This is a genomic window from Streptomyces sp. PsTaAH-124, from assembly GCF_000373685.1.
Lineage (GTDB): Bacteria > Actinomycetota > Actinomycetes > Streptomycetales > Streptomycetaceae > Streptomyces > Streptomyces andamanensis.
On record NZ_KB892164.1, the window covers coordinates 183,405 to 205,589 of the forward strand.

Annotated in this window: 12 protein-coding genes; 6 read left to right on the top strand and 6 right to left on the bottom strand. The window is 76.2% G+C overall.

Features of this window, described 5'->3' with window-relative positions; translation table 11 throughout:
- Positions 1–276: 276 nt before the first annotated feature.
- On the top strand, positions 277–1,755 hold the full coding sequence (locus B086_RS45400) for a DUF4157 domain-containing protein (protein WP_420712547.1): 1,479 nt from the start codon (positions 277–279) through the stop codon (positions 1,753–1,755).
- 30 nt (positions 1,756–1,785) lie between these two features.
- Here B086_RS45400 and B086_RS0111640 read toward each other — a convergent pair whose 3' ends face one another.
- Positions 1,786–2,172, bottom strand: a complete 387-nt coding sequence (locus tag B086_RS0111640) for a VOC family protein (protein ID WP_018566585.1) — start codon at positions 2,170–2,172, stop codon at positions 1,786–1,788.
- 155 nt (positions 2,173–2,327) lie between these two features.
- A complete protein-coding gene (locus B086_RS0111645) occupies positions 2,328–2,987 on the bottom strand; it encodes a TetR/AcrR family transcriptional regulator (protein WP_018566586.1) in 660 nt (219 codons plus the stop codon).
- Positions 2,988–3,200: 213 nt separating this feature from the next.
- Between B086_RS0111645 and B086_RS0111650 the strand changes: the two genes are divergently transcribed.
- Entirely contained in the window at positions 3,201–3,839 is a 639-nt protein-coding gene (locus B086_RS0111650) for an SRPBCC family protein (protein ID WP_018566587.1), read from the top strand.
- A gap of 137 nt (positions 3,840–3,976) precedes the next feature.
- On the opposite strand, the gene B086_RS0111655 is transcribed toward B086_RS0111650, so the two are convergent.
- Positions 3,977–5,596, bottom strand: a complete 1,620-nt coding sequence (locus B086_RS0111655) for an alpha/beta hydrolase (protein WP_051115813.1) — start codon at positions 5,594–5,596, stop codon at positions 3,977–3,979.
- A 142-nt stretch (positions 5,597–5,738) separates the two neighbouring features.
- Positions 5,739–8,525, bottom strand: coding sequence for a helix-turn-helix transcriptional regulator (locus B086_RS0111660; protein WP_018566589.1), 2,787 nt, complete (start codon positions 8,523–8,525; stop codon positions 5,739–5,741).
- 188 nt (positions 8,526–8,713) lie between these two features.
- Between B086_RS0111660 and B086_RS0111665 the strand changes: the two genes are divergently transcribed.
- Together B086_RS0111665 and B086_RS0111670 are read left to right on the top strand one after the other, a co-directional pair.
- Positions 8,714–9,628 carry an MBL fold metallo-hydrolase gene (locus B086_RS0111665; protein ID WP_018566590.1) on the top strand — a complete coding sequence of 305 codons (915 nt, stop codon included), beginning with the start codon at positions 8,714–8,716 and terminating at the stop codon, positions 9,626–9,628.
- 20 nt (positions 9,629–9,648) lie between these two features.
- A complete protein-coding gene (locus B086_RS0111670) occupies positions 9,649–11,259 on the top strand; it encodes a carboxylesterase/lipase family protein (RefSeq protein ID WP_018566591.1) in 1,611 nt (536 codons plus the stop codon).
- 71 nt (positions 11,260–11,330) lie between these two features.
- On the opposite strand, the gene B086_RS0111675 is transcribed toward B086_RS0111670, so the two are convergent.
- The gene (locus tag B086_RS0111675; protein ID WP_026252326.1) at positions 11,331–20,153 is read right to left on the bottom strand and encodes a type I polyketide synthase; all 8,823 of its coding nucleotides are present in this window, start codon (positions 20,151–20,153) and stop codon (positions 11,331–11,333) included.
- A gap of 145 nt (positions 20,154–20,298) precedes the next feature.
- Positions 20,299–21,150: a LysR family transcriptional regulator gene (locus B086_RS0111680; protein WP_018566592.1), complete on the bottom strand. Its 852-nt coding sequence runs from the start codon at positions 21,148–21,150 to the stop codon at positions 20,299–20,301.
- A gap of 80 nt (positions 21,151–21,230) precedes the next feature.
- Between B086_RS0111680 and B086_RS0111685 the strand changes: the two genes are divergently transcribed.
- Both B086_RS0111685 and B086_RS0111690 read left to right on the top strand, forming a co-directional pair.
- A complete protein-coding gene (locus tag B086_RS0111685) occupies positions 21,231–21,776 on the top strand; it encodes a cupin domain-containing protein (RefSeq protein WP_018566593.1) in 546 nt (181 codons plus the stop codon).
- Complete coding sequence (locus tag B086_RS0111690; protein WP_018566594.1) at positions 21,773–22,135, top strand: DoxX family protein; 363 nt, start codon at positions 21,773–21,775, stop codon at positions 22,133–22,135. The genes B086_RS0111685 and B086_RS0111690 overlap by 4 nt, the downstream gene beginning before the upstream one ends.
- Positions 22,136–22,185 lie beyond the last annotated feature (50 nt).

Genomic DNA, 22,185 nt, shown 5'->3' on the forward strand with positions numbered 1-22,185 from the left:
GGCGGGGCCGACACCCGCCGGGCCCTCCCACCGTACGGTCGGGTGTCGGTACCGCCCCCGGGCCGGGCCGCTCCCGGCCGACGCGTCCTCCGCCGGTCCGTGTGCCCGTGTGCCCGTACGGTGCCCGGCTGTCCTGCCCCCGGCCCTGCCCGAAAGTGCCTTGCCCCGGGTGCCCCCGGCCCCTTCCCATGGAGGGAGAGCTACCGGAGGAGTGGACTGACCGTCATGCGCGCGCGCCCGCAGGACAACTCGGAACGGGACAGGGGCACGCGGCCCGTGAAGGACCGCACGGGCCGCCCGCCCGCCGCCGGACCGGAGGCCGTCTCGCTCCTGCACCTCCAGCGCACGGCGGGCAACGCCGCCGTGGCCCGGATGCTCGACCAGGAACGCCACAGCCACGGTCCGGGCTGCGGACACGGCACCGCAGCGGACGAGGCGGCGCCCGTCCAGCGCTCCGCCGTGCACGAGGTGCTGCGCACTCCCGGCGCGCCGCTGGAAGCGGGGCTGCGCTCCGAGATGGAGGCCCGGCTCGGCGCGGACTTCTCGGACGTGCGCATGCACACCGACCAGGCGGCACGGCGTTCGGCCGCCGAGATCGGCGCCCGCGCGTACACCTCCGGCAGCCATGTCGTCGTCGGCGAGGGCGGCGCCGACCGGCACACCCTGGCCCATGAGCTGACCCATGTCGTCCAGCAGCGCCAGGGACCGGTCGCCGGCACCGACCACGGCGACGGCCTGCGCGTCAGCGACCCCAGCGACCGGTTCGAACGCGAGGCGGAGGCGAACGCGCACCGCGTCCTGGCCGCCGCGCTCCCCACGACGGCGCGCGAGGACACGGGCCGGACGGGCGGGGCCGCGCAGCGGCGGTCCGCGCCGGAGGCCGCCGTGCAGCGCGCCCCCTCGTTCCGGCAGACCGAGGAGTCCGGCGAGTCCGACCGGGACGCCGCCCTGCGGATGCTGGACCGGGTGGCCCGTACCGCCGAACGCGTCATCCTCGCCACGGACCCGCGCGCCGGGAAGAAGTTCACCCCGCACCTGGCCGTCAACCTGCTGCCCGACGGCACCCTGGGCATCGCGGGCAACACCGGCAAGCGGGTGGTCACCGAGCAGCAGCGCCAGGCGATCGACGCCGAGGTGCGGGGCTTCGCCGGGGGTGCCGCGCCCAGGGCGGGCCACCACGGCTGGGGCTCGGCCCCGGCGGAGCGGCAGCGCGAGCGGCAGGACCGCAGCAAGCTCCGCGCCCTGGACGCCGGTTCGTACGCCGCCCAGCACGCGGAGTCGCCCGAACTGGAGGCCATCCGGGCCGCGTTGCACAAGCCGCTCACCTGGTACGCGATCAGCGCGCCGGTCAAGAAGGGCGTCCCCGCCCAGCACGGCGAGATGACCCTGCTGGGCGAGCAGGTCGCCGCGTGGAAGAAGGCGCCCAGGGACCCGGGCGACCCCAAGACGGTGTACATGGGCGGGGTCAAGCTGGCCTGCGTCGCCTGCCAGTGGGCCTTCGAGGCGGTCAACGAGCACATCGGGCGGCAGCTCGGCTACCGGGTGGTCGCCGCGGGCGCCCACGGGCAGTTCTTCCCCAACTGGCTGATGCCGCAGTGGATGCGCGGGGAGCGGGCCGTCGTCGACGCGATCCGCTCGCGCGCCGGTGACGTGGGCGCGCGGCTGACCGGCGAGTGGGTGGTCGACGGCGACATGGCCAAGGGCGACTTCGTCCATGTACCGCCCGACTCGGAGTCGGAGTACGAGTCCGACTGACCGTCCCGCGCGCTCACCCGGCGGGCGGGCTCACCGCGACTGGACGAGCTGGATCAGATTGCCGCAGGTGTCGTCCAGCACCGCCGTGGTGACCGGGCCCGTCTCCAGCGGCTCCTGGACGAAGCGCACACCGAGGCCGCGCAGCCGCTCGAACTCGGTGCGCACGTCGTCCACTGCGAAGGAGGTCGCCGGGATGCCGTCCTGGACGAGCGCCGACTTGTACGGCCGTACCGCAGGGTGGCCGGAGGGTTCGAGCAGTAGCTCGGTGCCGTCCGGTTCCTCCGCCGAGACCACGGTCAGCCAGCGGTCCGGGCCCACCGGGACGTCGTGCTTCTTCACGAAGCCGAGCACCTCGGTGTAGAAGCGCAGGGCCTTCTCCTGGTCGTCGACGAAGACGCTGGAGAGATGGATCCTCATGAGGGTGTCCTCCGGGTCGTCGGGGCGCGGTCCGGTCGGGGGAGCGGTCCGCCGGGAACGGATCGTACGGGCGCCGGGCGCTCCGGCGGCGGAGGTCCCGGCGGGAGAGGTCCCGGCGGAAGGTCCCGGCGCGGTGCCCCGACGTCATGGCCGTGTCAGGCGCGGTCCGTGAGGTCGGCCAGTTCCGCCGCGAAGAACAGGGCCGGGTCGAAGGCCATGCCGGTGAAGTGTCCGGCGAGTTCCAGGGACAGCAGGCCGTGCAGCCGGGTCCAGAAGGACAGGGCGCGGTGCAGGGCCTCGGGCGGGGCGGGATGGTCACGGGCCCAGTCCCGGTGGTCCGCCAGATGGGCGCCGAACGGAGTCGCGGGGGCGTCCGGGGCGAGCGCCGCCGTACAGGCGTCGAGCAGGGTCGCCATGATCCGCGCGGAGGTGTCGGTGGTGTCCTGCGGCGCGTGGTAGCCGGGGACCGGGGTGCCGTAGATGAGGAAGTACCGCTGCGGGTCCGCCAGGGCCCACTCGCGCAGTGCGTGCGCCAGTCCGGCCAGGTCCGCGCCGCCGGACGCGGCGGCGGTGAGTGTCTCGTCGAGGCTGCGGTACGCGTCCCGGATCAGCTCGGTGATCAGGTCGTCGCGGTTGGCGAAGTAGCGGTACAGCGCGGGTCCGCTCATGCCCATCTGCCGCGCGATCGCGTTGAGGGAGAGCGCGGGCACCCCCGCGGTGGCGATCTGCTCCCAGGCGTGCTCCTTGATCTCCGCCCGGACCTGTGCGCGATAGCGCTCCCGCGGGTTCCTGGCCTCCGCCGCCGTCTCCGCCATGGTGCCTCCTTCCCCGTCGCCTCGGCTATGTGCTCAAGGATTCGTTAGAAGGTATCACGAAGGCTGTTGACCGGCCGATCCGCCGCACGTTATAACTTCTCACGAACGGACGGGGCTCTAGCCATTGCTGGCTACGCCCGGCCCCGTCCCGCCGCGTCTGTCGCCTCTGCCGCGTCTGCTGCCTCCGGCCACCCCTCGACACAGGAGAACGCCATGTCCCGCACGCTCCGCTCCGCCCTGCTCGCCGTTCCGCTCGTCGTCGGTGTCCTCGGCACCGCCGCCGTACCCGCCGATGCCGCCTCGGCGCACCCCGGCCGCCCCGCCGCCTCCCTCACCTGCCGCGGGGCGGGCGTCGACCCCGGCGCGCGGGTCCGCCACCGGACGGAGACCGTGATCCACGCGCCCCTGCACACCGTCTGGAAGGTCCAGACCGACATCGAGCGCTGGCCTGCCTGGCAGGCCGCCGTCACGACCGCGCAGCGCCTCGACCACGGCCCGCTGCGGCCCGGCTCGGCCTTCCGGTGGACCACCCCGGTACCGCCCAACCCCTCGACGCCCGCCACCCGCCTGGACATCACCTCGACCGTCCGTCAGATCCGGCCCGGCGACTGCATCCGCTGGACCGGACCCGCCGACGGCGAGGGTCTGCACATCGACGGCGTCCACGTGTGGAACTTCACCGAGGTCAGGGGAGGTGTCCTGGTACGCACCGAGGAGACCCACACCGGCCCCCAGGTGGACGCCGACGTGCCCACCGCGACCGCGATCCTCCGCCAGGGCCTCGAACAGTGGCTGCTCGACCTGAAGTCCACCGCCGAGGCCCGCGCCCACCACCACCACCGGACGCACTGACCCGGCGGTCCGCGGCAAGGCCCCGGAACCCACCGGTGAGGTGAGGTCCGGGGCCTGCCCTTGAGGGCTGTGAGGGCTGTGAGGGCCGTGAGGGCCACAAGGTCCGCGCGTGCGCCGGGTCAGTCGGGTCAGTCGCGTCAGTCGGTGTAGACCGTGCCCCGTGGCGGGGTCCGGCCGGTGAGCAGGTAGTCGTCGATGGCATCCCGTGTACGGCTGGTGCCGTGGGCCAGATAACTGGTGTGGCCGTCGCCGTCGCGGGTCGCCAGCACACCGGAGGGCAGCGCGCGCTCCAGCCGCACGGCCCACGGGTACGCCGTCGACGGGTCGTGGGTCGCGTTGGTGATCAGGATCGGCGGGGCACCGCGCACATGCAGCGGCCGGGGCGGATTCGTCACCGGCGCGGGCCAGCCGGCGCAGCCCGCCAGAATGGTCCACGACTGCGACGCGCCGCCCAGCCGGGGCGCCGCCGCCTGCCCGTCCCGCCGCAGCCGCCGCAGGTCGTCCAGGGTCCGCACCGGCGTCGGCCAGTCCTGGCACTCGATCGCGAGGGGGCTGCCGTTGGCGATGGGGTCGCTCGGACCGGTGGCCAGGGCCGGGGAGAACGCGGAGGCGTCACCGTCGCGCGCCCGGCCCAGCGCGAGGGCCAGATCCGCCCGGCGGGCCGGGAACAGCAGCAGGTTCTGCACATTGAGGAGGATGTCCTCACCGGTCACCGAGGTCCGGCAGTCGCCGTCCTCGGCGCACTGCGGGGCCGGGATCGGGGTGCGGTCGGCCTGCGCCACCAGCGCGTCCACGAGAGACCCCACGTCGGTGCCGTGCAGCGAGCACGAGATGTCCCGCGCGCACCAGTCGGCGAACCGGTCGAGAGAGTCCTCGTAGGCGTGGGTCTCGCCGCGCATCAGCGCCGGTGTGGACAGCGAGTGGTCGAGGGCGCCGTCCAGCGCCATGGTCCGGATGCGGTCCGGGAACAGCTCGGCGTAGGTCGCGCCGAGCTGCGAACCGTAGGACAGGCCGAGGTAGTTGAGTTTGCCCTGCCCCAGGGCCCTGCGCAGCAGTTCGAGGTCGCGCGCCGCGCTGACCGTGTCCACATGGTCCAGCAGCGGGCCGGTCAGCCGGCGACAGCTCTCGCCCAGCTCCCGGTTCCGGTCCACCAGGCGCCGGAACGCGGCCTCGTCCTCGGGGAAGAGCGACACCCGCCGGTCGAGCAGCGCCGGATCGCACCGCACCGGACTGCTCAGACCGACACCGCGCGGATCCACACCGATCACGTCGAAGTGCTCCCGGGTGGCGGCGGAGAACAGCCGCGTGCCCATGGCCTCGCCGTACAGGAATTCCGTGCCCGACCCGCCCGGACCGCCCGGGTCGAAGAACAGGCTGCCCACGGGATGCGCGCCGGTCGCCCGCAGCCGGTCCACCGTGACCGTCGCCTTCGGCCCGTCCGGGTGCGCGTGGTCCACCGGCACCTCGATGGAGGCGCATTGCAGCTCGGCGGGGGCGTCGGGGTACGGGCAGGAGGTCCAGTGCAGGGCGGGCACCGCGGGCCCGGCGCCGGTGCGCGCGGCGGCGGCCGTCGCCACGGACGCGGTGGACGCCGCGGACGCGGCGGGCGCCGTCAGTGCCGTGGTGGCGAACGCGGCCAGCGCGGCGACGCCCGCGGCCAGGGCCGCCCCGCGCCGCCCCGGCGGCCGCAGTCGTCCCGTCGGCTGGGCCGCGCCGCCCGGCTTCCACGCGTCGGCCGAGTGGAGTGATGTTCTCATGCGGATCACTCTTCCCTGTTCCGGTCGCGCAGACCCTGGAGCCAGCCGGAGAGCCGGGGGTGGGGTACGCCCCCCTCTCGCGGCAACTCCGCTCCGGACACAGCCGGTTCGCCCGGCGCGGACAGGGGGGCCGGGCCGTCCGTCAGGGCCGGCGGACCGGTGCCGTGGCGGTCTTCTCGACGAGGTCGCGCAACTGGGAGCGGGCGGTGATCCCCAGCTTGGGGAAGCTGCGGTAGAGGTGCGAGCCGACCGTGCGCGGGGAGAGGAACAGCTTCTCGCCGATCTCGCGGTTGGTCAGCCCGCGCGCCGCCAGCCGCACGATCTCCTGCTGCTGCGGCGACAGCCGGGCGAGCGCGTCCGGCTGCCGGTCCATGCCCCCGAGACCCGCGGCCCGAGCCTCGGCCCGCGCCCGCTCGGCCCATGGGCGCGCCCCGAGACGCCGGAAGGTCTCCAGGGCCTCGCCGAGCGGCGCCCGCGCCTCCGCGATACGCCGCCGGCGCCGCAGCCACTCGGCGAAGTCCAGCCGGGTCCGCGCCAGTTCGAAGGGCCAGTGCTCCAGCACCGGGTCGGCCAGGGCCGCCCGGAAGTGCGCCTCGGCCGCGTCCTCCGCACCGGCCAGCAGCCCCCGCGCCCGGCTGACCAGCGCCCGCAGCCGGGGCGAGGCGCCGTCCCCGAGGCCGCGTGCGCAGCGCTCCACGACCACCGCGGCCTCGGCCCGCCGCCCGCTGCGCGCCGCCGCGGCGGCCAGCTCCGCCAGCGCCGGACAGGAGGCGTGGTAGTGGACGGGCGCGCCCTCGGCGGTGAAGACCGTACGGAGCCGGTCGTACGCCGCTTCGAAGTTGCCCTCCGCGAGGTCGGCGGCACCGAGCGCGCGCCGGGCGTAGACCGTCACCGAACGGCTCTCCAGCGGGTCGACCAGCGCGAGCGCCTCCGCGGCGCGGGCGCGGGCCGCCGCCGTGTCGCCCTGGTGGGCCAGCACCATGGCGTCCACGGCCGCGGCGCAGGACACGGCGTGGTCGAGGCCCGTCGCCGCCGCGAGGGCGGCGCTGCGCGCAACGGCCTGCCGGGCGCGCTCCCAGCGGCCCTGGTCCACATAGCTCCAGGCGGCCGCGCCGCCCAGACCGTCCGGCAGCGGCCCGCGCGAACCCCAGCGGTCGAAGGCCTCGTCGAAGGCGCGGACGGCCAGCGGCGTCTCGTCCAGCAGCCAGGCCATCACTCCGAGAGCGGCCAGCCGGTCGGGCCGCCGCCGCGCCTCGGCCGCCATCCACGGCAGTACGCCGAGCAGTTCCGCCCGGTCCGCGAACGGATCGCACACGGCCCGCACCCAGGTGCGCAGCCAGTCGCGCGACGGATCCTCCGGCAGGCGCCGCAGCAGGTCCTCGATCCGCCGCCGCTGGACGTCGCGCCCGCAGTAGAAGCGGACCACCACGGCGTCGGCGAGGAGGTCCAGCGCGGTGTCGGGCCGTACGAGGCACAACTCCTCGGCGGCGTCGGCCAGTCGGGCGAAGACCACGCTGTGCCGTACGGTCAGTGCCGCCAGCCGGCCCACCAGGGCGGCGGTGTCCGCCAGCAGCGACGGGTCGTCGGTGCGGGCCCGTACCGCGGCGGCCAGGTCCTCCACCCGGGCGAGGTCGCCGGTGAGCACGGCCTCCTCGGCGGCGGCCACCAGCAGCCGCGCGCCGTCCGCGCGGTCCGGCGCCAGCTCCGCCGCACGGTGCAGCGCCTCGGCCGCCGCCGCGTGCCCGCCCCGGCGGCGGGCCGGTCCCACGGTCCGCTCCAGTTCGGCGGAGACGGCCGCGTCCGGGAGCGCCGTCGCGGCGGCCAGGTGCCAGGCCCGCCGGTCCGGTTCCTCGCCCAGCAGGCCGGCGAGCGCCAGATGGGCCTCGCGCCGGGCGTCGAAGGGCGCGGCGTGGTACACGGCGGACCGCAGCAGCGGATGACCGAACCGCGGGCCGCCACCGGTGCGCCGCACCAGACCGGCCTGTTCGGCGGCCGCCCACACCGCGTCCCCGGCGTCCGCGAGCACGGCCGCCGGAGCGGCGGGGGAGTCGGCGGGTTCCAGCGCGGCGAGGCGCAGCAGGGCCCGGCGGGCGGCGGCGGGCAGCGCGCCGAGCGGGGCCGCGTGGATCCGCTCCAGATGGGCGGCGAGCGGCAGCGGGCCCGCCGCTCCGGCCGCGTCCGCGGTGGCGGTCCGCGCCAGTTCGGTGAGCGCCAGCGGATTTCCCGCGGCCTGCGCGAGGATCCGCGCCCGGAGCCGGCCGACGGGGCGGTCCGGACGCAGGTCCAGCAGCCGGTCGGACGCGGCGGCGTCGAGCGGCCCCAGGGTGAGTGCCGCCGCCCGCGGGCCGAGGACCGGCAGGGTGTCGGCGGGGCGGGCCGCGAACAGCATCGTGACCGGCTCGCCCGCCAGCCGCCGGGCCACGAACGACAGCACCTCCAGGGAGGCGCGGTCGCACCACTGCGCGTCGTCCACCACCACGAGCAGCGGGCACCGGCCGCCCAGGGCCGAGAGCAGCTCCAGCACGGCGACACCCGCCGCCATGACACCGCCGTCCGCCGCGACCGGCCGGGCCGCGAGCACTGCGCGCAGTACTTCCCGCCGCTCCCCGGCCAGCTCCAGCCCGTCCCACTCCGCGGCCGAGGGCCGCAGCAACTGGTGCAGCGCGGCGAACGGCAGCCCCTTCTCGGGCTCGCTGCCCTCGGCGCGCAGCACGCGCGTGCCCGCCGCCGGGGCCCGGCGCACCGCCCGCTCCAGCAGCGCGCTCTTTCCCGTGCCCGGCTCGCCGAGAAGCAGCAGCACCGGATCGGGCGACGGCACGTCCGCCGCGCGCAGGACACGGGCCAGTTCCGCGTCCCGGCCGACGAGCGGCGGGTCCCCGGCCGCCTCGGGGCCGACGGCCGCCCGGCCGCCGTCCGTGTGTTCGTCCACGGGGTCTCCCGGAGTCGTGGCCCGCCGATCGGAGCCGCCTCGCCCTTGCCCGCACCAGGCTACCGGCGGGTCCGCCCGGCCCCCGGGGTGCTCGGGCGGGTGCAGTCACGTGACCGATACCCGCCGCACCGGCGCCGCTCCTACGGTTCTGGAAAAGCCCGCACACCGGTGAGAACGAGAGAAGAGAAATGGAAAGCATCGCATTCGGCGACATCACCGTCACCCGGATCCGGGAATATTACGGACCCATCGGATTCGCCCCCGCGGACATCGTCCCGGACATACCGAAGGAGACCTGGGAGAACGCGCGTTCCTGGCTCGTCCCGCATTTCCTGGACCCCGGGACACAGGTGGTGAACGCCGCCGTCCAGACGTGGCTGATACGCAGCGAAGGCAGGAACATCCTCGTCGACACCGGCGCGGGCAACCACAAGGAACGTCCGTACGCGCCGCTCTGGAGCCACCTGGACACCGACTTCCTGGCCCGGCTCGAACAGGCCGGAGTCCGCCCCGAGGACGTCGACCTCGTGATCAACACGCATCTCCACAACGACCACGTCGGCTGGAACACCTACCTGGAGGACCGGCACTGGGTCCCCACTTTCCCCAATGCCACCTATCTCATCCCGAAGACCGAATTCGACTTCTGGAACCCGGACAACGGCCACACCCCGAGAATCGGCCGCGGACATCAGAACGTCTTCGAGGACAGCGTGGCCCCCGTGCACCGGGCGGGCCTGACCCTGCTGTGGGAGGACAGCCACCGCATCGACGCCGGGCTGCGTCTGGAGGCGGCGCCCGGACACACCCCGGGCTCCTCCGTGCTGACCCTGGCCTCCGGGTCCGACCGCGCGGTGTTCGTCGGCGATCTGCTGCACAGCCCGGCGCAGATCCTCGAACCGGACGCCAACAGCTGCTTCTGCGAGGACCCCGCGGGCGCCCGCGCCACCCGCCGCAGGATCCTCGGCTGGGCCGCCGACCACAACGCCCTCGTCGTCCCCGCGCACTTCGGCGGCCACGGCGCCGCCGAAGTCGTGCGGGACGGAAGCAAGTTCGCCGTCAAGGGCTGGGCGCCGCTCACCCCGTACACCGACCACGACTGAGCCCCGTGAAAGGCACACCCGTGCACCATCGCCCCGACCCCGTCGTGACCACCGGACGGGGAGCCGTCCGCGGCCTGCGCCAGGACGACGGCACCCTCGCCTTCCACGGCATCCCCTACGCCGCCCCGCCCCGCGGCGGCGGCCGGTTCACCGCCCCGCGGCCGCACCCGCCCTGGTCCGGAGTACGCGACGCCACCGCGCCGGGACCCACCGCGCCCCAGTCCGCCCGAAGCCTCGGCGGAGTCGACATGTCCCCCTACTTCGCGCCCGGTTGGGTCCGCGGCGAGGACTACCTCACCGTCGACGTCCGCACGCCCGCCGCCCCCGGTGTCCCCGGCGCTCCCGGTTCCCCTGGCACCGCCGGTACCCCCGGCACCCCCGATAGCCCTGGCACTCCCGATAGCCCTGGCACTCCCGATACCCCCGGCACCCTCAAGGCCGCCGAACACGGCCTGCCCGTCATGGTGTTCGTCCACGGCGGCGGATTCGTCGCCGGATCGACCCGCTCGCCGCTGTACGACGGCACCGCGTTCGCCCGGGACGGCGTCGTCCTCGTCACCGTCAACCACCGGCTCGGCATCGCCGGGTTCCTCGACCTGCCCGGGGCACCCGCCAACCGCGGCCTGCTCGACGTGATCGCCGCCCTGCGCTGGGTCCGCGCGAACATCGCCGCGTTCGGCGGCGACCCCCGCAACGTGACCCTGTTCGGGCAGTCGGCCGGGGCGACCCTCGTCGGCGGTGTCCTCGCCGCCCCCGAGGCCACCGGCCTGCTCCGCCGGGCGATCGTCCAGAGCGGCAGCGGCCTGGGCGCGTTCACGCCCGAGCAGGCCGCCCGGGTCACCGCGGCCGCCGCCGGGATCCTCGGCGTCGCACCGCACGCGGACGGCTTCGCCGGCCTGCCCGACGAACACCTGGTCGAGGCCGCCGCCGGGCTCGCGGGCATCGACCTGCGCACCGCCACCGACCACGACCCGCTCATGGGCCTCAGCCCCTTCGGCCCGGTCCTCGGCACCCAGCCCGCCCGGTCCGTGGCCGCCGGGCTCGGCTCCGGCGTCGACCTGCTCATCGGGACCAACTCCGAGGAGGGAAACCTCTATCTGGTCCCCGTCGACGCGTACGCCCGCTCCACCGACGCGGACGTGCACGACACGGCGGCCCGCGCCCACCCCGACCCGGACCGGCTGGTCGCGGCGCACCGGACCGCGCGCCCCGGGGCGTCACCCGGCGCCCTGCGGTCCGCCGTCCTCGGCGACGCCCTGTTCGGCGCGGGCAGCCGCGCCCTGGCGGAGGCCCACGCGGCACACCCCGGATCGAACACCTACGCCTACGAGTTCACCTGGCGCTCCACCGCCCTGGGCGGCGCGCTCGGCGCCGCCCACGCGGTGGAACTCCCCTTCGTCTTCGACCGCGTCCACCTGCCCGCGCTGCGCGGCGCCGACGGCCTGCTCGGCCCCGCCGAACCCCCGGCAGGGCTCGCGGCCCGGATGCACGGCGCCTGGATCCGCTTCGCCCGCACCGGCGACCCCGGCTGGGACCCGTACGGCACCGGGCGCCGGACCACGATGCGCATCGGCGCCGAATGGACACAGGCCGACGATCCGCACCGCGCCGAACGGCTGGCCTGGACCTGACCGGGGCGGGGGCGCACGCCCCGAGGCACCCGGACGCCCTCGCCCTCGCCCCGTCGCCGTCGCCGTCGCCGTCAGATCGCACCGGCCGCCAGCCAGTCGTGGACGGCGAGCGCGGTCGTCCGGGCATGCTCCTCCAGCAGCGTGAAGTGGTCGCCGGGCACGGTGACCTCGGTGTGCGGCAGCGGCCAGGGCGGAGCGGACCCGGTACCGGGCAGCGGATCCCGCGCGCGGACGAACAGGGTGGGCGCGGCGAGCCGCCGGGGCACCCAGCCGGCGAACAGCTCCGCGTACCGGGCCATGGCCGTCAGCCGGTCCGGCTCGGCGGAGGCGAACCGCGCCGCCCGGTGCAGCATGTCCACCGTCATCGCGGGCAGCGCCCGATCCCGGTCCGCGTCCGGGCTCGGGTGGGTGTCCAGCAGGACCACGGCCTGCGGCGCGGCCCCCGCGGCGGCCAGCCGCTCCGCCACCGCCTGCGCCACCCAGCCGCCCGCCGAGCGGCCCAGCAGCACCACCGGACCGCCGTCCGCGACCGCCCGGACCGCCGCCGCCTGGGCGGTCAGAAGGGCGTCCAGGGTGGCGGGCAGCGCCTCCCCGGCGCCGAACCCGGGGTGCCGCAGCGCCGACACCGGGCGCAGGTTCCGCAGTCCGGCGCCGAGACGGGCGTACTCCTGCGGTCCGGAGAGCGCGCTGAGGGCGGGGAAGCAGACCACCCGGGGCCCGGCCGTGTCCGGTGCGAGCGGCACCGGGCCGTGCGCCTTCCCGGTGGCCCCGGCACGGTCGAAGACCGGCCGGAAGCGGGCCGCGACGGTCAGCAGCACCATGCCGTCCCAGGTCCGCCCCTGGTCGCAGGCCGTGCGGAAGAGCCCGCCCAGGGAGTCCGGCGCGGGCCTGTCGTGCGCCGGGGACTCCTCGGGCGCGTCGGATCCGCCGTGCGCGTCGGGGGAGCCGTCGCGTCCCGGAGTCGGAGTCGGAGCCGGGGCCGGGGCCGGAGCGGGGGTAGGGGCAGAGGCCGGGGCCGGGGTCGGGGTCGGTGCTGCGGCGGGGGCGACCCTCTCCGGGGCGGCCGCCTCCCGGGCGTACCGCTGCGCCAGTTCGGCGGCGACCGCGCGCGGGGTCGGGAAGTCGAACAGCAGGGTGGCGGGCAGCGTCAGTCCCGTGGCGGCCGTGAGCCGGTTGCGCAGTTCGACGGCGGCCAGCGAGTCGAGGCCCTGGTCCGCGAGCAGGTCGTCCGGGTGGACGGCGTCCGCCCCCTCCGGGTGGCCCAGCACCGAGGCCGCCAGCGCCCGCACCTGCGCGAGCAGCGGTCCGGGCCGCCGGGCGAGCGGGTCACCGGCCGGGTCCGCCGGACCGGGCACCGGCCGCGGCGCGCGATGCCCGGCCGCCGGACCACCGGGGTGCGGTGCGGCGGGATGACCGGCGCGCAGGGCGGCCGGGTCGAGGCGGGCCGCCACCACCACCGGATCGTCCCCCGCCACCGCCGCGTCGAACAGGGCCAGTCCCTCGTCGTCGCCGAGCGGGCCGAACCCGGCGGCGGCCATCCGCCGCAGGTCCGCGTCGGTGAGGTGCGCCATCATGCCGTCGTGCTGCCGCCAGGGGCCCCAGGCGATCGAGGTGCCGGGCAGCCCGAGCCGCCGCCGGTGCCGCGCCAGCGCGTCCAGGACGCAGTTCGCCGCCGCGTAGGTGGCCTGCCCCGCCGAGCCGAACGTGCCCGCCACCGACGAGAACAGCACGAACATCGCCAGGTCGCGCCCCCGGGTCAGCTCGTGCAGGGCGAGGGCCGCGTCCGCCTTCGGCCGCAGCACCCGCGCCAGCCGGTCGTCGGTGAGCGCCGGGACGATCCCGTCGTCCAGCACCCCGGCGGCGTGCACGATCCCGGTCAGCGGACGGTCCTCCGGTACGCCGTCGAGCAGGGCGGCGAGCGCCGTGCGGTCCCCGACGTCGCACGCCCGGACGCTCACCCGGGCCCCCGCGGCGCGCAGCTGCGCGACGAGTCCGTCCACCCCCGGCGTCCGCGGCCCGCGTCGGCCGGCCAGCACCAGATGCCGTACACCGTGGGCGGCGACCAGCTGCCGGGCCACCAGCGCGCCCAGGGAGCCGGTACCGCCGGTGACCAGCACGGTGCCGCCGGGGTCCGGTCGCCGCCCGGCCCGCCGCCTCGTCCCGGCCGGGGCCAAGGGCACCCGGACCAGCTCCGGGACGTGCGCCACGCCCCGCCGTACGGCCGTCTCCGGGGCGGGGGAGGCCGCCAGGGCGGGCAGCAGCCGCCACGAGGCGGGGTCCCCGTCGACGTCGACGAGCGCGAAGCTGCCCGGGTTCTCCCGCAGCGCCGAGCGGACCAGGCCCCACACCGGCGCGTGCGTCGGCAGGGACGGCTCCGCCGCTGCCGGTACGGACCCGGTGCCGTCCGCCGGAGCGAGATCCGCGTCGGCCGGGGGGACGGCGTCGCGGGTCACCAGGACCAGGCGGGATGCCGCCAGGCGCGGTGTGGCGAGCCACTCCCGGACCAGCCGCAGCGCCCAGGTGGCCGCCCACCGCGTCCGCCCCGCGTCGTCCTGTGTTCCCGCGGCCGGGTCCGGCGGCGCCGGGCACGGCGCGACGACCACGGGCGGCGGGGAGCCGAGGGAGCCGAGCGCGGTGAGGGCCGCATGCACGGGAACACCGAATCCCGGGGGAGCCAGGGCGTCCACCAGCGGGGTGCCGGTCTCGCCCAGCACCCCCCAGTGCCGCACCGCCTCCGGCGGCGGCGCCCCGTCCGCCGGTACCCAGTCCACCCGGTGCAGTCCTCCGCCGAGCGGGGCCGCCGACTGCGAGGGAAGCGAGGGAAGGTGACGCAGCGTCAGTGCATCGACGGACACCACCGGCACACCCGCCTCGTCGGCCAGGTCCACCCGCCACCGTCCCTCCCGGCCGGGAGCGATCCGCACCCGCAGCCGCCGCACACCGGCCGTCGGCCTGTGCGGGCGGACCCCGTCGAAGGCGAAGGGCAGGGCGGGACGGGACGTGTCACCACCGGGCCGGTTTCCGGAGTCCGCGGAGTCCGCGGAGCCCGCGGAGCCCCCGGAGTCCGCGGAGCCCCCGGAGTCCGTGGTGGTGCTGTGGAGCGCCAGGATGTGCAGCGCGGCGTCGAACAGGGCGGGATGCAGGGCGAAGTCCTGGCCGAGGCCCTGCTCGGGACCGGCCGCCGGAGCCTGGGCGACTGCGGCCGTCGGCAGGACGACATCGGCGTACAGCTCCTGCCCGCGCCGCCAGCCGGCCCGCAGGCCACGGAAAGCGGGCCCGTAGCGCAGCCCGTCCCCGGCAAGGCGCTCGTACGGATCCTGCTCCGCGCCCCCGGCGGACGGCGGCGACGGCAGCGGGAGCGCGCCGGACGGCGGCCAGGACGTCCCCTTCCCGGACCTGGCGGATCCCGCGCCCTCCCCGCCGCCCGCACACGGATCCGCAGGGGTGCGCCCCGGTGGCTCCAGCGTGCCCGAGGCATGCCGCTGCCACGGCCGGTCGCCCGCCGGAGTGTGCGGCCGGGCGTGGAACAGCACGGTGCGCCGCCCCGGCTCGTCCGGTCCCGACACCTTGACCTGGACCTCGACCGCGCCGTCGGACGGCAACGGCAGGGGCGCGGTCAGGGTGAGTTCGCCGAGGACGGGCGTTCCGGTCGCGGCACCGGCGTGCAGGGCCATCTCCACGAAGGCGGTCGCGGGCAGCAGGACCGACCCGGCCACCACGTGATCGGCCAGCCAGGGGTGGTCGCGCACCGACAGCAGCCCGCCCAGCAGCAGCCCGCCGTCGTCGGCCGTCGTGACGCGGGTGCGCAGGAACGGATGGACCGGACCGGCGCCCGGGAGCGCGGCGGTGCCGGACGGCGTGGCCGCGGATGCCGTGGAACGGTGCGGCGGGGCCGCGTCGAGCCAGTGGCGGCGGCGCTGGAAGGCGTACGTGGGCAGGGGGACGCGCCGTCCGCCGCGACCGGCGAACACGGCCCGCCAGTCGACCGGCACCCCGTGGGTGTGCAGCGCGGCCAGGGCGTCGAGGACGGACTCCGCCTCCGGCCGCGCCCCGCGCAGCGCGGACAGCAGCAGCGGCGGCGCGGCCCGCCCGGCACCCGCCCCCGTTCCGGCACCGTCCCTACCGTCCCCACTGCCTGTGCTGCCTGTGCCGTCTGCGCCGCCCCCCTGCTCCGGGGCCGACGGGTCCGCTCCGGGCGCGGCCAGGCAGCGGCGGACCAGGCCGGTGAGCACGGCGTCCGGGCCCAGTTCGACGTAGTGCGCCGCGCCCCGCTCCCGCAGCAGCGCCACGGAGTCGGCGAAGCGGACCGGGCGGCGGACGTGGTCCACCCAGAACTCCGCCGTGCCCAGATCCGCGTCGGTGGCCGCCCGGCCCGGCCGCACGGCCATGACCAGCGGCAGGCGCGGCGCGGCGAAGGCGAGGTCGCGCACCGCCTCCGAGAAGCCGGACAGCATGGGCTCCATGCGCGCGGAGTGGAAGGCATGGCTCACCCGCAGATGTGTCACCGGCCGGCCGCGTTCCCGGAAGGACGCGGCCGTCTCCCGCACCGCGTCCAGGTCCCCGGAGACGACCACCGAGGCGGGCCCGTTGACCGCGGCGATCTCCACCGCGCCGCCCGTCCCGGCGATCGCGGCGGCCACCTCGTCGGCACCGGCGGCGACGGAGGCCATGCCGCCGCCCGGCGGCAGCGCGTCCATCAGCCGCCCTCGGGCCGCCACCAGTGTGCAGGCGTCCGCCAGGGACAGCACCCCGGCGGCATGGGCGGCGGCCACCTCGCCCACCGAGTGCCCGGCCACCAGGTCCGGGCGCAGCCCCCACGCCTCGAACTGCCGGAACAGGGCCGTCTCGACGGCGAAGAGCGCGGGCTGCGCGAACCGGGTCGCCTCCAGCAGCGCCGCCTTCTCCGTGCCGGTGTCGGCGAACACGACGTCCCGCAGGGGCACGGGCAGCAGCGGATCGAGCAGCGCGCAACACGCCTCGAACGAGCGGGCGAAAGCGGGGAACTGTACCCGCGCGGCATACAACTCGCGCCCCATGCCCAGGCGTTGGCTGCCCTGTCCGGTGAAGAGGAAGGCCAGTGGGCCACGGCTGCGGGAACTTCCCCTGCGCACCCCTGACCGGGTCTCGCCGTCCGCCAGCAGCCGCAGTGAGTCGAGCAGTCCGGCGCGGTCGCGGGCCACCGCCACGGCCCGGTGCTCGAAGGCCGTGCGGGTGGTGGCGAGCGAGTGGCCGAGGTCCACCGGTGCGGCGTCGGGGCGGGCGCCGACGTACTCGTACAGCCGCCGTGCCTGGGCCCGCAGGCCGGTCTCGGTCCGCGCCGACACCGGGAACGGCACGGGAACCGGTTCCGGGGGCGCCGACGTGGGCGGCAGCACCGCCGCCGCGTCCGTCGTCGTCATCGGCGGGGAAGCATCGTGATCCGCCGGGGGCTCCTCCAGCACCACATGGGCGTTGGTGCCGCTGATCCCGAAGGAGGACACCCCGGCCCGGCGCGGGCGGTCCGTCACCGGCCACTCCACCGGCCGGGTCAGCAGCGCCACCCGGCCCGACGACCAGTCGATCCGAGGGGAGGGTGCGTCGGCGTGCAGCGTGCGCGGCAGCACACCGTGCGCCATCGCCTGCACCGTCTTGATGACACCGGCCACCCCGGCGGCGGCCTGCGTGTGCCCGATGTTCGACTTCACCGAGCCCAGCCGCAGGGGGCGTTCGCGCGGCTGCCGCCCGTACACCTCCAGGAACGCCTCCGCCTCGATGACGTCGCCCAGCCGGGTGCCCGTACCGTGCGCCTCCACCGCGTCGATGTCCCCGGGCGCCAGGCCCGCGTCCGCGAGGGCCTGCCGGATCACCCGCTGCTGCGCCGGGCCGTGCGGTGCCGTCAGGCCGTTGCTGGCCCCGTCCTGGTTCACCGCCGTGCCGCGCACCACGGCCAGGACGGAGAGGTCCGCGCGCCGCGCCTGCGAGCGGCGGCACAGCAGCAGCATCCCGGCGCCCTCGGCCCACCCCGTGCCGTCGGCGGACGCGCCGAACGCCTTGCAGCGGCCGTCCGGTGCCAGCGCCCGCTGACGGCTGAACTCCACGAACGACGAGGGTCCCGACATCACCGTCGCCCCGCCGGCCAGCGCGTACCCGCATTCGCCCCGGCGCAGCGACTGCGCCGCCAGGTGCAGGGCCACCAGGGACGACGAGCACGCCGTGTCCACGGTGACCGCCGGGCCTTCGAGCCCCAGGGTGTAGGCGATCCGGCCGGAGGCGACGCTCCCCGCGTTGCCGATGCTCAGATACCCCTCGACCTGCTCGGGCGTCTGCGCGAGCCGGCCCGCGTAGTCGCTGTACATCAGACCGGCGTAGACCCCGGTCGCGGAGCCGCGCAGGGCACGCGGCAGCAGCCCGGCGTGCTCGACGGCCTCCCAGGCCACTTCGAGCAGCAGCCGGTGCTGCGGGTCCATGGCCGTCGCCTCGCGCGGGGAGATGCCGAAGAAACCCGGATCGAAGAGGTCCACGCCGGACAGGAAGCCGCCCTCGCGCACATACGTCCGGCCCGGCCGCCCCGGGTCCGGGTCGTACAGCGCCTCGGTGTCCCAGCCGCGGTCGGCGGGGAACGGGCCGATGGCGTCCCGCCCCTCGGCGACCAGCCGCCACAGCTCCTCGGGGGAGGTCACGCCCCCCGGGTAGCGGCAGGCCATCCCCACGATCACCACCGGGTCCTCGTCCGGCGGGACCGCGGTACGGCGCGCGGGCAGGAGCGCGACGGGCGCGGCGGCGGTCCGCGACCGGAGATGGGCGGCGAGCGCGGCGGCCGTGGGGAAGTCGAAGGCGACGGCCTCGCCGAGCGGCAGGCCGGTCGCCGCCGCCAGCCGCTCGCGCAGCGCCGTCGCCGCCAGCGAGTCCATGCCCAGGTCCCGCAGTGCCGTCCCCGGATCCACCGCCCCCGGCGCACAGCCGAGCACAGCCGCCGCCTCCCGCCGCACGAGGCCCAGCAGATCCGGGGCCGTCCCTCCGGCCGGGGGCGTTCCTCCGACCGGGATCGTCCCTCCGGTCGGGGCCGTTCCTCCGGCCGGGGTCAATACTTCGCCCTCGCCGGGCTCTCCTGCCGCGCCTGTTCCTCCGGCCGTACCCGGTCCTCGTACCGGATCCGGCCCCCCGGCCGCCACCACCGGCGCGCCGGTCATGTCGTCCGCCTCCAGCAGCCGTGCCGGGCGGTCGGCGAGGGCGGACCGCAGGATCTTCCCGGAGGCGGTACGGGGGATGTGGCCGACCTCGTACAGGCCGGCGGGCACCTTGGCGGCGGACAGCTCCGCGCGGCAGGCGGCGAGGATCCGGCCCCGGTCCAGCCGGGCACCGCCCGGCGTGGCGACCAGCTGGGCCACCGGCACCTCACCGAAGAGGGGGTGGGGGCGCCCGTACACCGCGGCGTCCGCCACCTCGGGCAGCCGCCGCAGCACCGCCTCCACCTCGGCCGGATGCACGTTCACCCCGCCCCGGACGATCAGGTCGCCCGCCCGCCCGGTGATCACGATGTCGCCGCGGGCGTCGATCCGGGCCAGGTCGCCCGTGCGGAACCAGCCGTCGCGCAGCACCTCGGCGGTGGCCTCGGGGCGGTCGTGGTAGCCGGGCATGACGCCGGGCCCGCTCACCCACAGCTCGCCCTCGCCGGTGTCCCGACCGTCCGGGCCGCCGCCGACCCGGACCCGGGTGCCGGGCAGCACCCGGCCGCACGAACCGGCGGCGGTCGCCTCGCCCGGCGCCGCCATGGTGACGGGCCCCGCCTCGGTGCTGCCGTAGTGCTCCAGGAACGGCACCCCGCAGACCGCCTCGAACGCCCTGCGGAACGCGGCGCCCGCCGGGGCACCGCCGCTGACACAGCCCCGCAGCGCCGGTGTGCCCAGCCCGCGCCCGTTCCCGTTCCCATCCCCCTCTTCGTCTCCGTCCCCATCCCCCTCTTCGTTCCCGTCTTCGGCTCTGTCGCCCGCCTCGCGCCGGACCGCGTCGAGCAGCGCCGAGTAGGTCGTCGGCACCCCGCCGAGCAGCGTGTACGGGGCGTCCTCACGGCGCAGTTCGCCGAGCGTCTCCGCCACCGAGAACCGGTCCGGCAGCATCGCGCTCGCCCCGCTCGCGGTCACTCCGAGGACGCAGACCACCTGGCTCATGGCATGGTGCAGGGGCAGCGGCCACAGCAGCCGGTCCCGTTCGCCCAGACCCAGGACGCCGACCAGGCCCGCGGCGACGCACGACAGACGGTTGCGCTGGGTGGACAGGACCCCCTTGGGCACACCGGAGGACCCGGACGTGTAGAGCAGCCAGGCCACCTCGTCGAGACCGAGGTCGTCGCGTGCGGGTACATCCGGCTCCGTACCAGCCAGTTCCTCGTACCGCAGCACGCGCGGGACACCGGCCGTCGTCGCCGCTTCCCCGGGGCCGCTCCCCGCCTCGCACTCGGGGTCCGGCCCGCGCTCGGGGTCCGCCTCGCGCACGGGGTCCGTCCCGTCGCCGGACACCGCGACCACCGTGAGCCCGGGGCGGGAGAGCAGCGCGCGGTGGCGCGCCAGACGGCCGTCGTCGGTGACCAGCACACGTGCCGCGCAGTCGTCCAGCAGCCGGGCCGCCTCCGCCCCGGTGCTCCCGGGATCCAGCGGTACGCCCACACCACTCGCACGGGTGACGGCGAGCAGGCTCTCGACGGCCTCCACCCGGTTGCCGAGCAGGATCGCCACCCGCTCGCCCCGCGCCAGGCCGAGCCCCGCCAGCCGGCCGGCCAGCCGCCGGGTGCGCCGCTCCAGCGCACGGTAGGTCAGCCGCGTACGCCGGTCCTGGAACGCGGTCTTCTCCCCGAGGAGCCGCGCGTGCTCCCGCAGCGTCTCGTGCAGCGGCCTGAGGACTTCCGTGTCATCGGTCACCCGCTCGAACCCTCCTCTGTGCACCCGTGGTTGAGGAGACGGTGGCACAGGGGGACCGGTTGCCCGGAGGTGGAGGCTTGTGCAGTAAGCAAGTTGACGCCGTGTCAGTTCACAGGCGCCCCGACCGGCGACCGGTGGCGGGGGTTCAGTCGCGGTAGGCGGCGACCGCGATCCGCACGAAGGAGCGGACCAGCGGATCGGTGTCGTCCTCGTGCCACGCCACCACCACCGGGCTGGGCGGCATGTCCACCAGCGGCACCACGGTCAGTCCCGCGGGCGGCACATGGTCCAGGAGCGTCACGCCGACCGTGCCGTTCCACAGGACGGCCTGCTGGCACTCCTGGACGGTGCGCACCACCGGGCCGAGGCGCGGCTCACCACCGCTCCAGTACGTCTGCCAGGCGGGGTCGGTGCCCTCCGGGAACAGGAACCAGCGGCGGTCGGCCAGTTCCGCGAGCCGCAGGCCGCCCCGGCGGGCCAGCGGATCGTCGGCGCGCAGCAGCGCGCCCACCGGATCGGCGCGCAGCTCGCGCACGGTCAGGCCGGTCCCGTCGAACGGGCCCCGGGTCAGGGCGACATCGACCAGACCCGCCGTCAGCCCGCAGGCCGGGTCGGTCAGATCGGTGTCGCGGACCCGGACCTCCACCTGCGGGTGCCGCCGCCGGTAGGCACCGGCCAGCCGGTTGGCGCCCGGATCGGAACTGTCGCCGAGGATGCCGACGGTGAGAACGGCGGTCCCGGCTGCCGCGGCCACCCGCACCCGCACCCGGTCGGCCTGGTCGAGCAGGGCGCGCGCCTCGTCGAGCAGCACCGCGCCCGCCTCGGTGAGCGCCACACCGGTGGGCGAGCGGTCGAACAGCGCGGCGCCCAGGTCCGCCTCCAGCCGCTTGACGGCCCGGCTCAGCGGGGGCTGGCTCATATGCAGCCGCGCGGCGGCCCGGCCGAAGTGCAGCTCCTCGGCCACCGCCACGAAATACCGCAGGGTCCGCAGCTCCATGCTGCAACGATACCCGTACGGTATCGACGCCGCGGAACAGGTCTTGGACAGCGCGGGCGGCCCGGCCGTGGAATCGGAACATGACACATGAACCGCACTCCGGCGCGTCCGCCGGCCTCCCGAAGCACCAGCGCGCGACCACCGCCCCGGCCGTGTCGGTGGTCGGCCCGGACGAGGGTGAGACGATCTGGCTGGGCACCACGCGCATGCGCGTCCTGGAGGACGGCAGCACCACCGGGCACCGCCTCGGCCTCGCCGAATCCGTCCTCGCCCCGCACACCCCCGGCCCGCCGCAGCACCGCCATGCCCAGCACGACGAGGGCTTCTACATCGTCTCCGGCACGGTGCGCTTCACCGTCGGCCACGAGGTCCACGACGCCACCGCGGGCACCCTCGTGATGGTCCCGCCCGGCGCCCCGCACACCTTCGCCAACATCACCGGCGAACCGGCCGTCATGGTCAGCACCTTCACACCGGACCTGTACGTGCAGTACTTCCGTGACCTGCGGGACCTGTACGCCGGGGACGGGACGCCCGACCCGGGGGAGACCGTCCGCACGATGCGCCGCTACGCCACGGAGCCCGCCACCGACCTCGCCCCGCGTCCCGGGGAGCGCCCCTCATGACCCTCGCCTACGGCGTCGTCGCCGGTCTGCTCGCCCTGTTCTCCTTCTACTCGGGCGCGCTGAAGGCGGTCCGCAGCCGTGCACAGCTCCAGCCGATGATGGCCTGGGTCGACACCATGCCGATGCCCGCCGTCAGGGCCCTCGGCGCGGTCGAGGTGCTCGGCGCGCTCGGACTGGTCCTGCCGCCGCTCACCGGCATCGCCCCCGGGCTCGCCCTGGCCGCCGCCCTCGGGTTCGTCGTCCTCCAGACCGGCGCGACAGGAGTCCACCTGCGCCGCGGGGACCGCGCGATCGGCCTCAACGTCACCCTGCTGCTCACCGCGGCGCTGACCGTCTGGCTCGCCACGGTCTGGGTGTGACACGACCGGCTGTACGAGTCCGTCGGGTCGCGCGGGTCTGTCGTAGGCGA

Excerpts from the sequence above, each read along its gene's own strand:
- B086_RS0111685 (WP_018566593.1), top strand. The coding sequence starts at position 21,231 with ATGACACATGAACCGCACTCCGGCGCGTCCGCCGGCCTCCCGAAGCAC.
- B086_RS0111645 (WP_018566586.1), bottom strand. The coding sequence starts at position 2,987 with ATGGCGGAGACGGCGGCGGAGGCCAGGAACCCGCGGGAGCGCTATCGC.
- B086_RS0111680 (WP_018566592.1), bottom strand. The coding sequence starts at position 21,150 with ATGGAGCTGCGGACCCTGCGGTATTTCGTGGCGGTGGCCGAGGAGCTG.
- B086_RS0111640 (WP_018566585.1), bottom strand. The coding sequence starts at position 2,172 with ATGAGGATCCATCTCTCCAGCGTCTTCGTCGACGACCAGGAGAAGGCC.
- B086_RS0111690 (WP_018566594.1), top strand. The coding sequence starts at position 21,773 with ATGACCCTCGCCTACGGCGTCGTCGCCGGTCTGCTCGCCCTGTTCTCC.
- B086_RS0111650 (WP_018566587.1), top strand. The coding sequence starts at position 3,201 with ATGTCCCGCACGCTCCGCTCCGCCCTGCTCGCCGTTCCGCTCGTCGTC.
- B086_RS0111655 (WP_051115813.1), bottom strand. The coding sequence starts at position 5,596 with ATGAGAACATCACTCCACTCGGCCGACGCGTGGAAGCCGGGCGGCGCG.
- B086_RS0111665 (WP_018566590.1), top strand. The coding sequence starts at position 8,714 with ATGGAAAGCATCGCATTCGGCGACATCACCGTCACCCGGATCCGGGAA.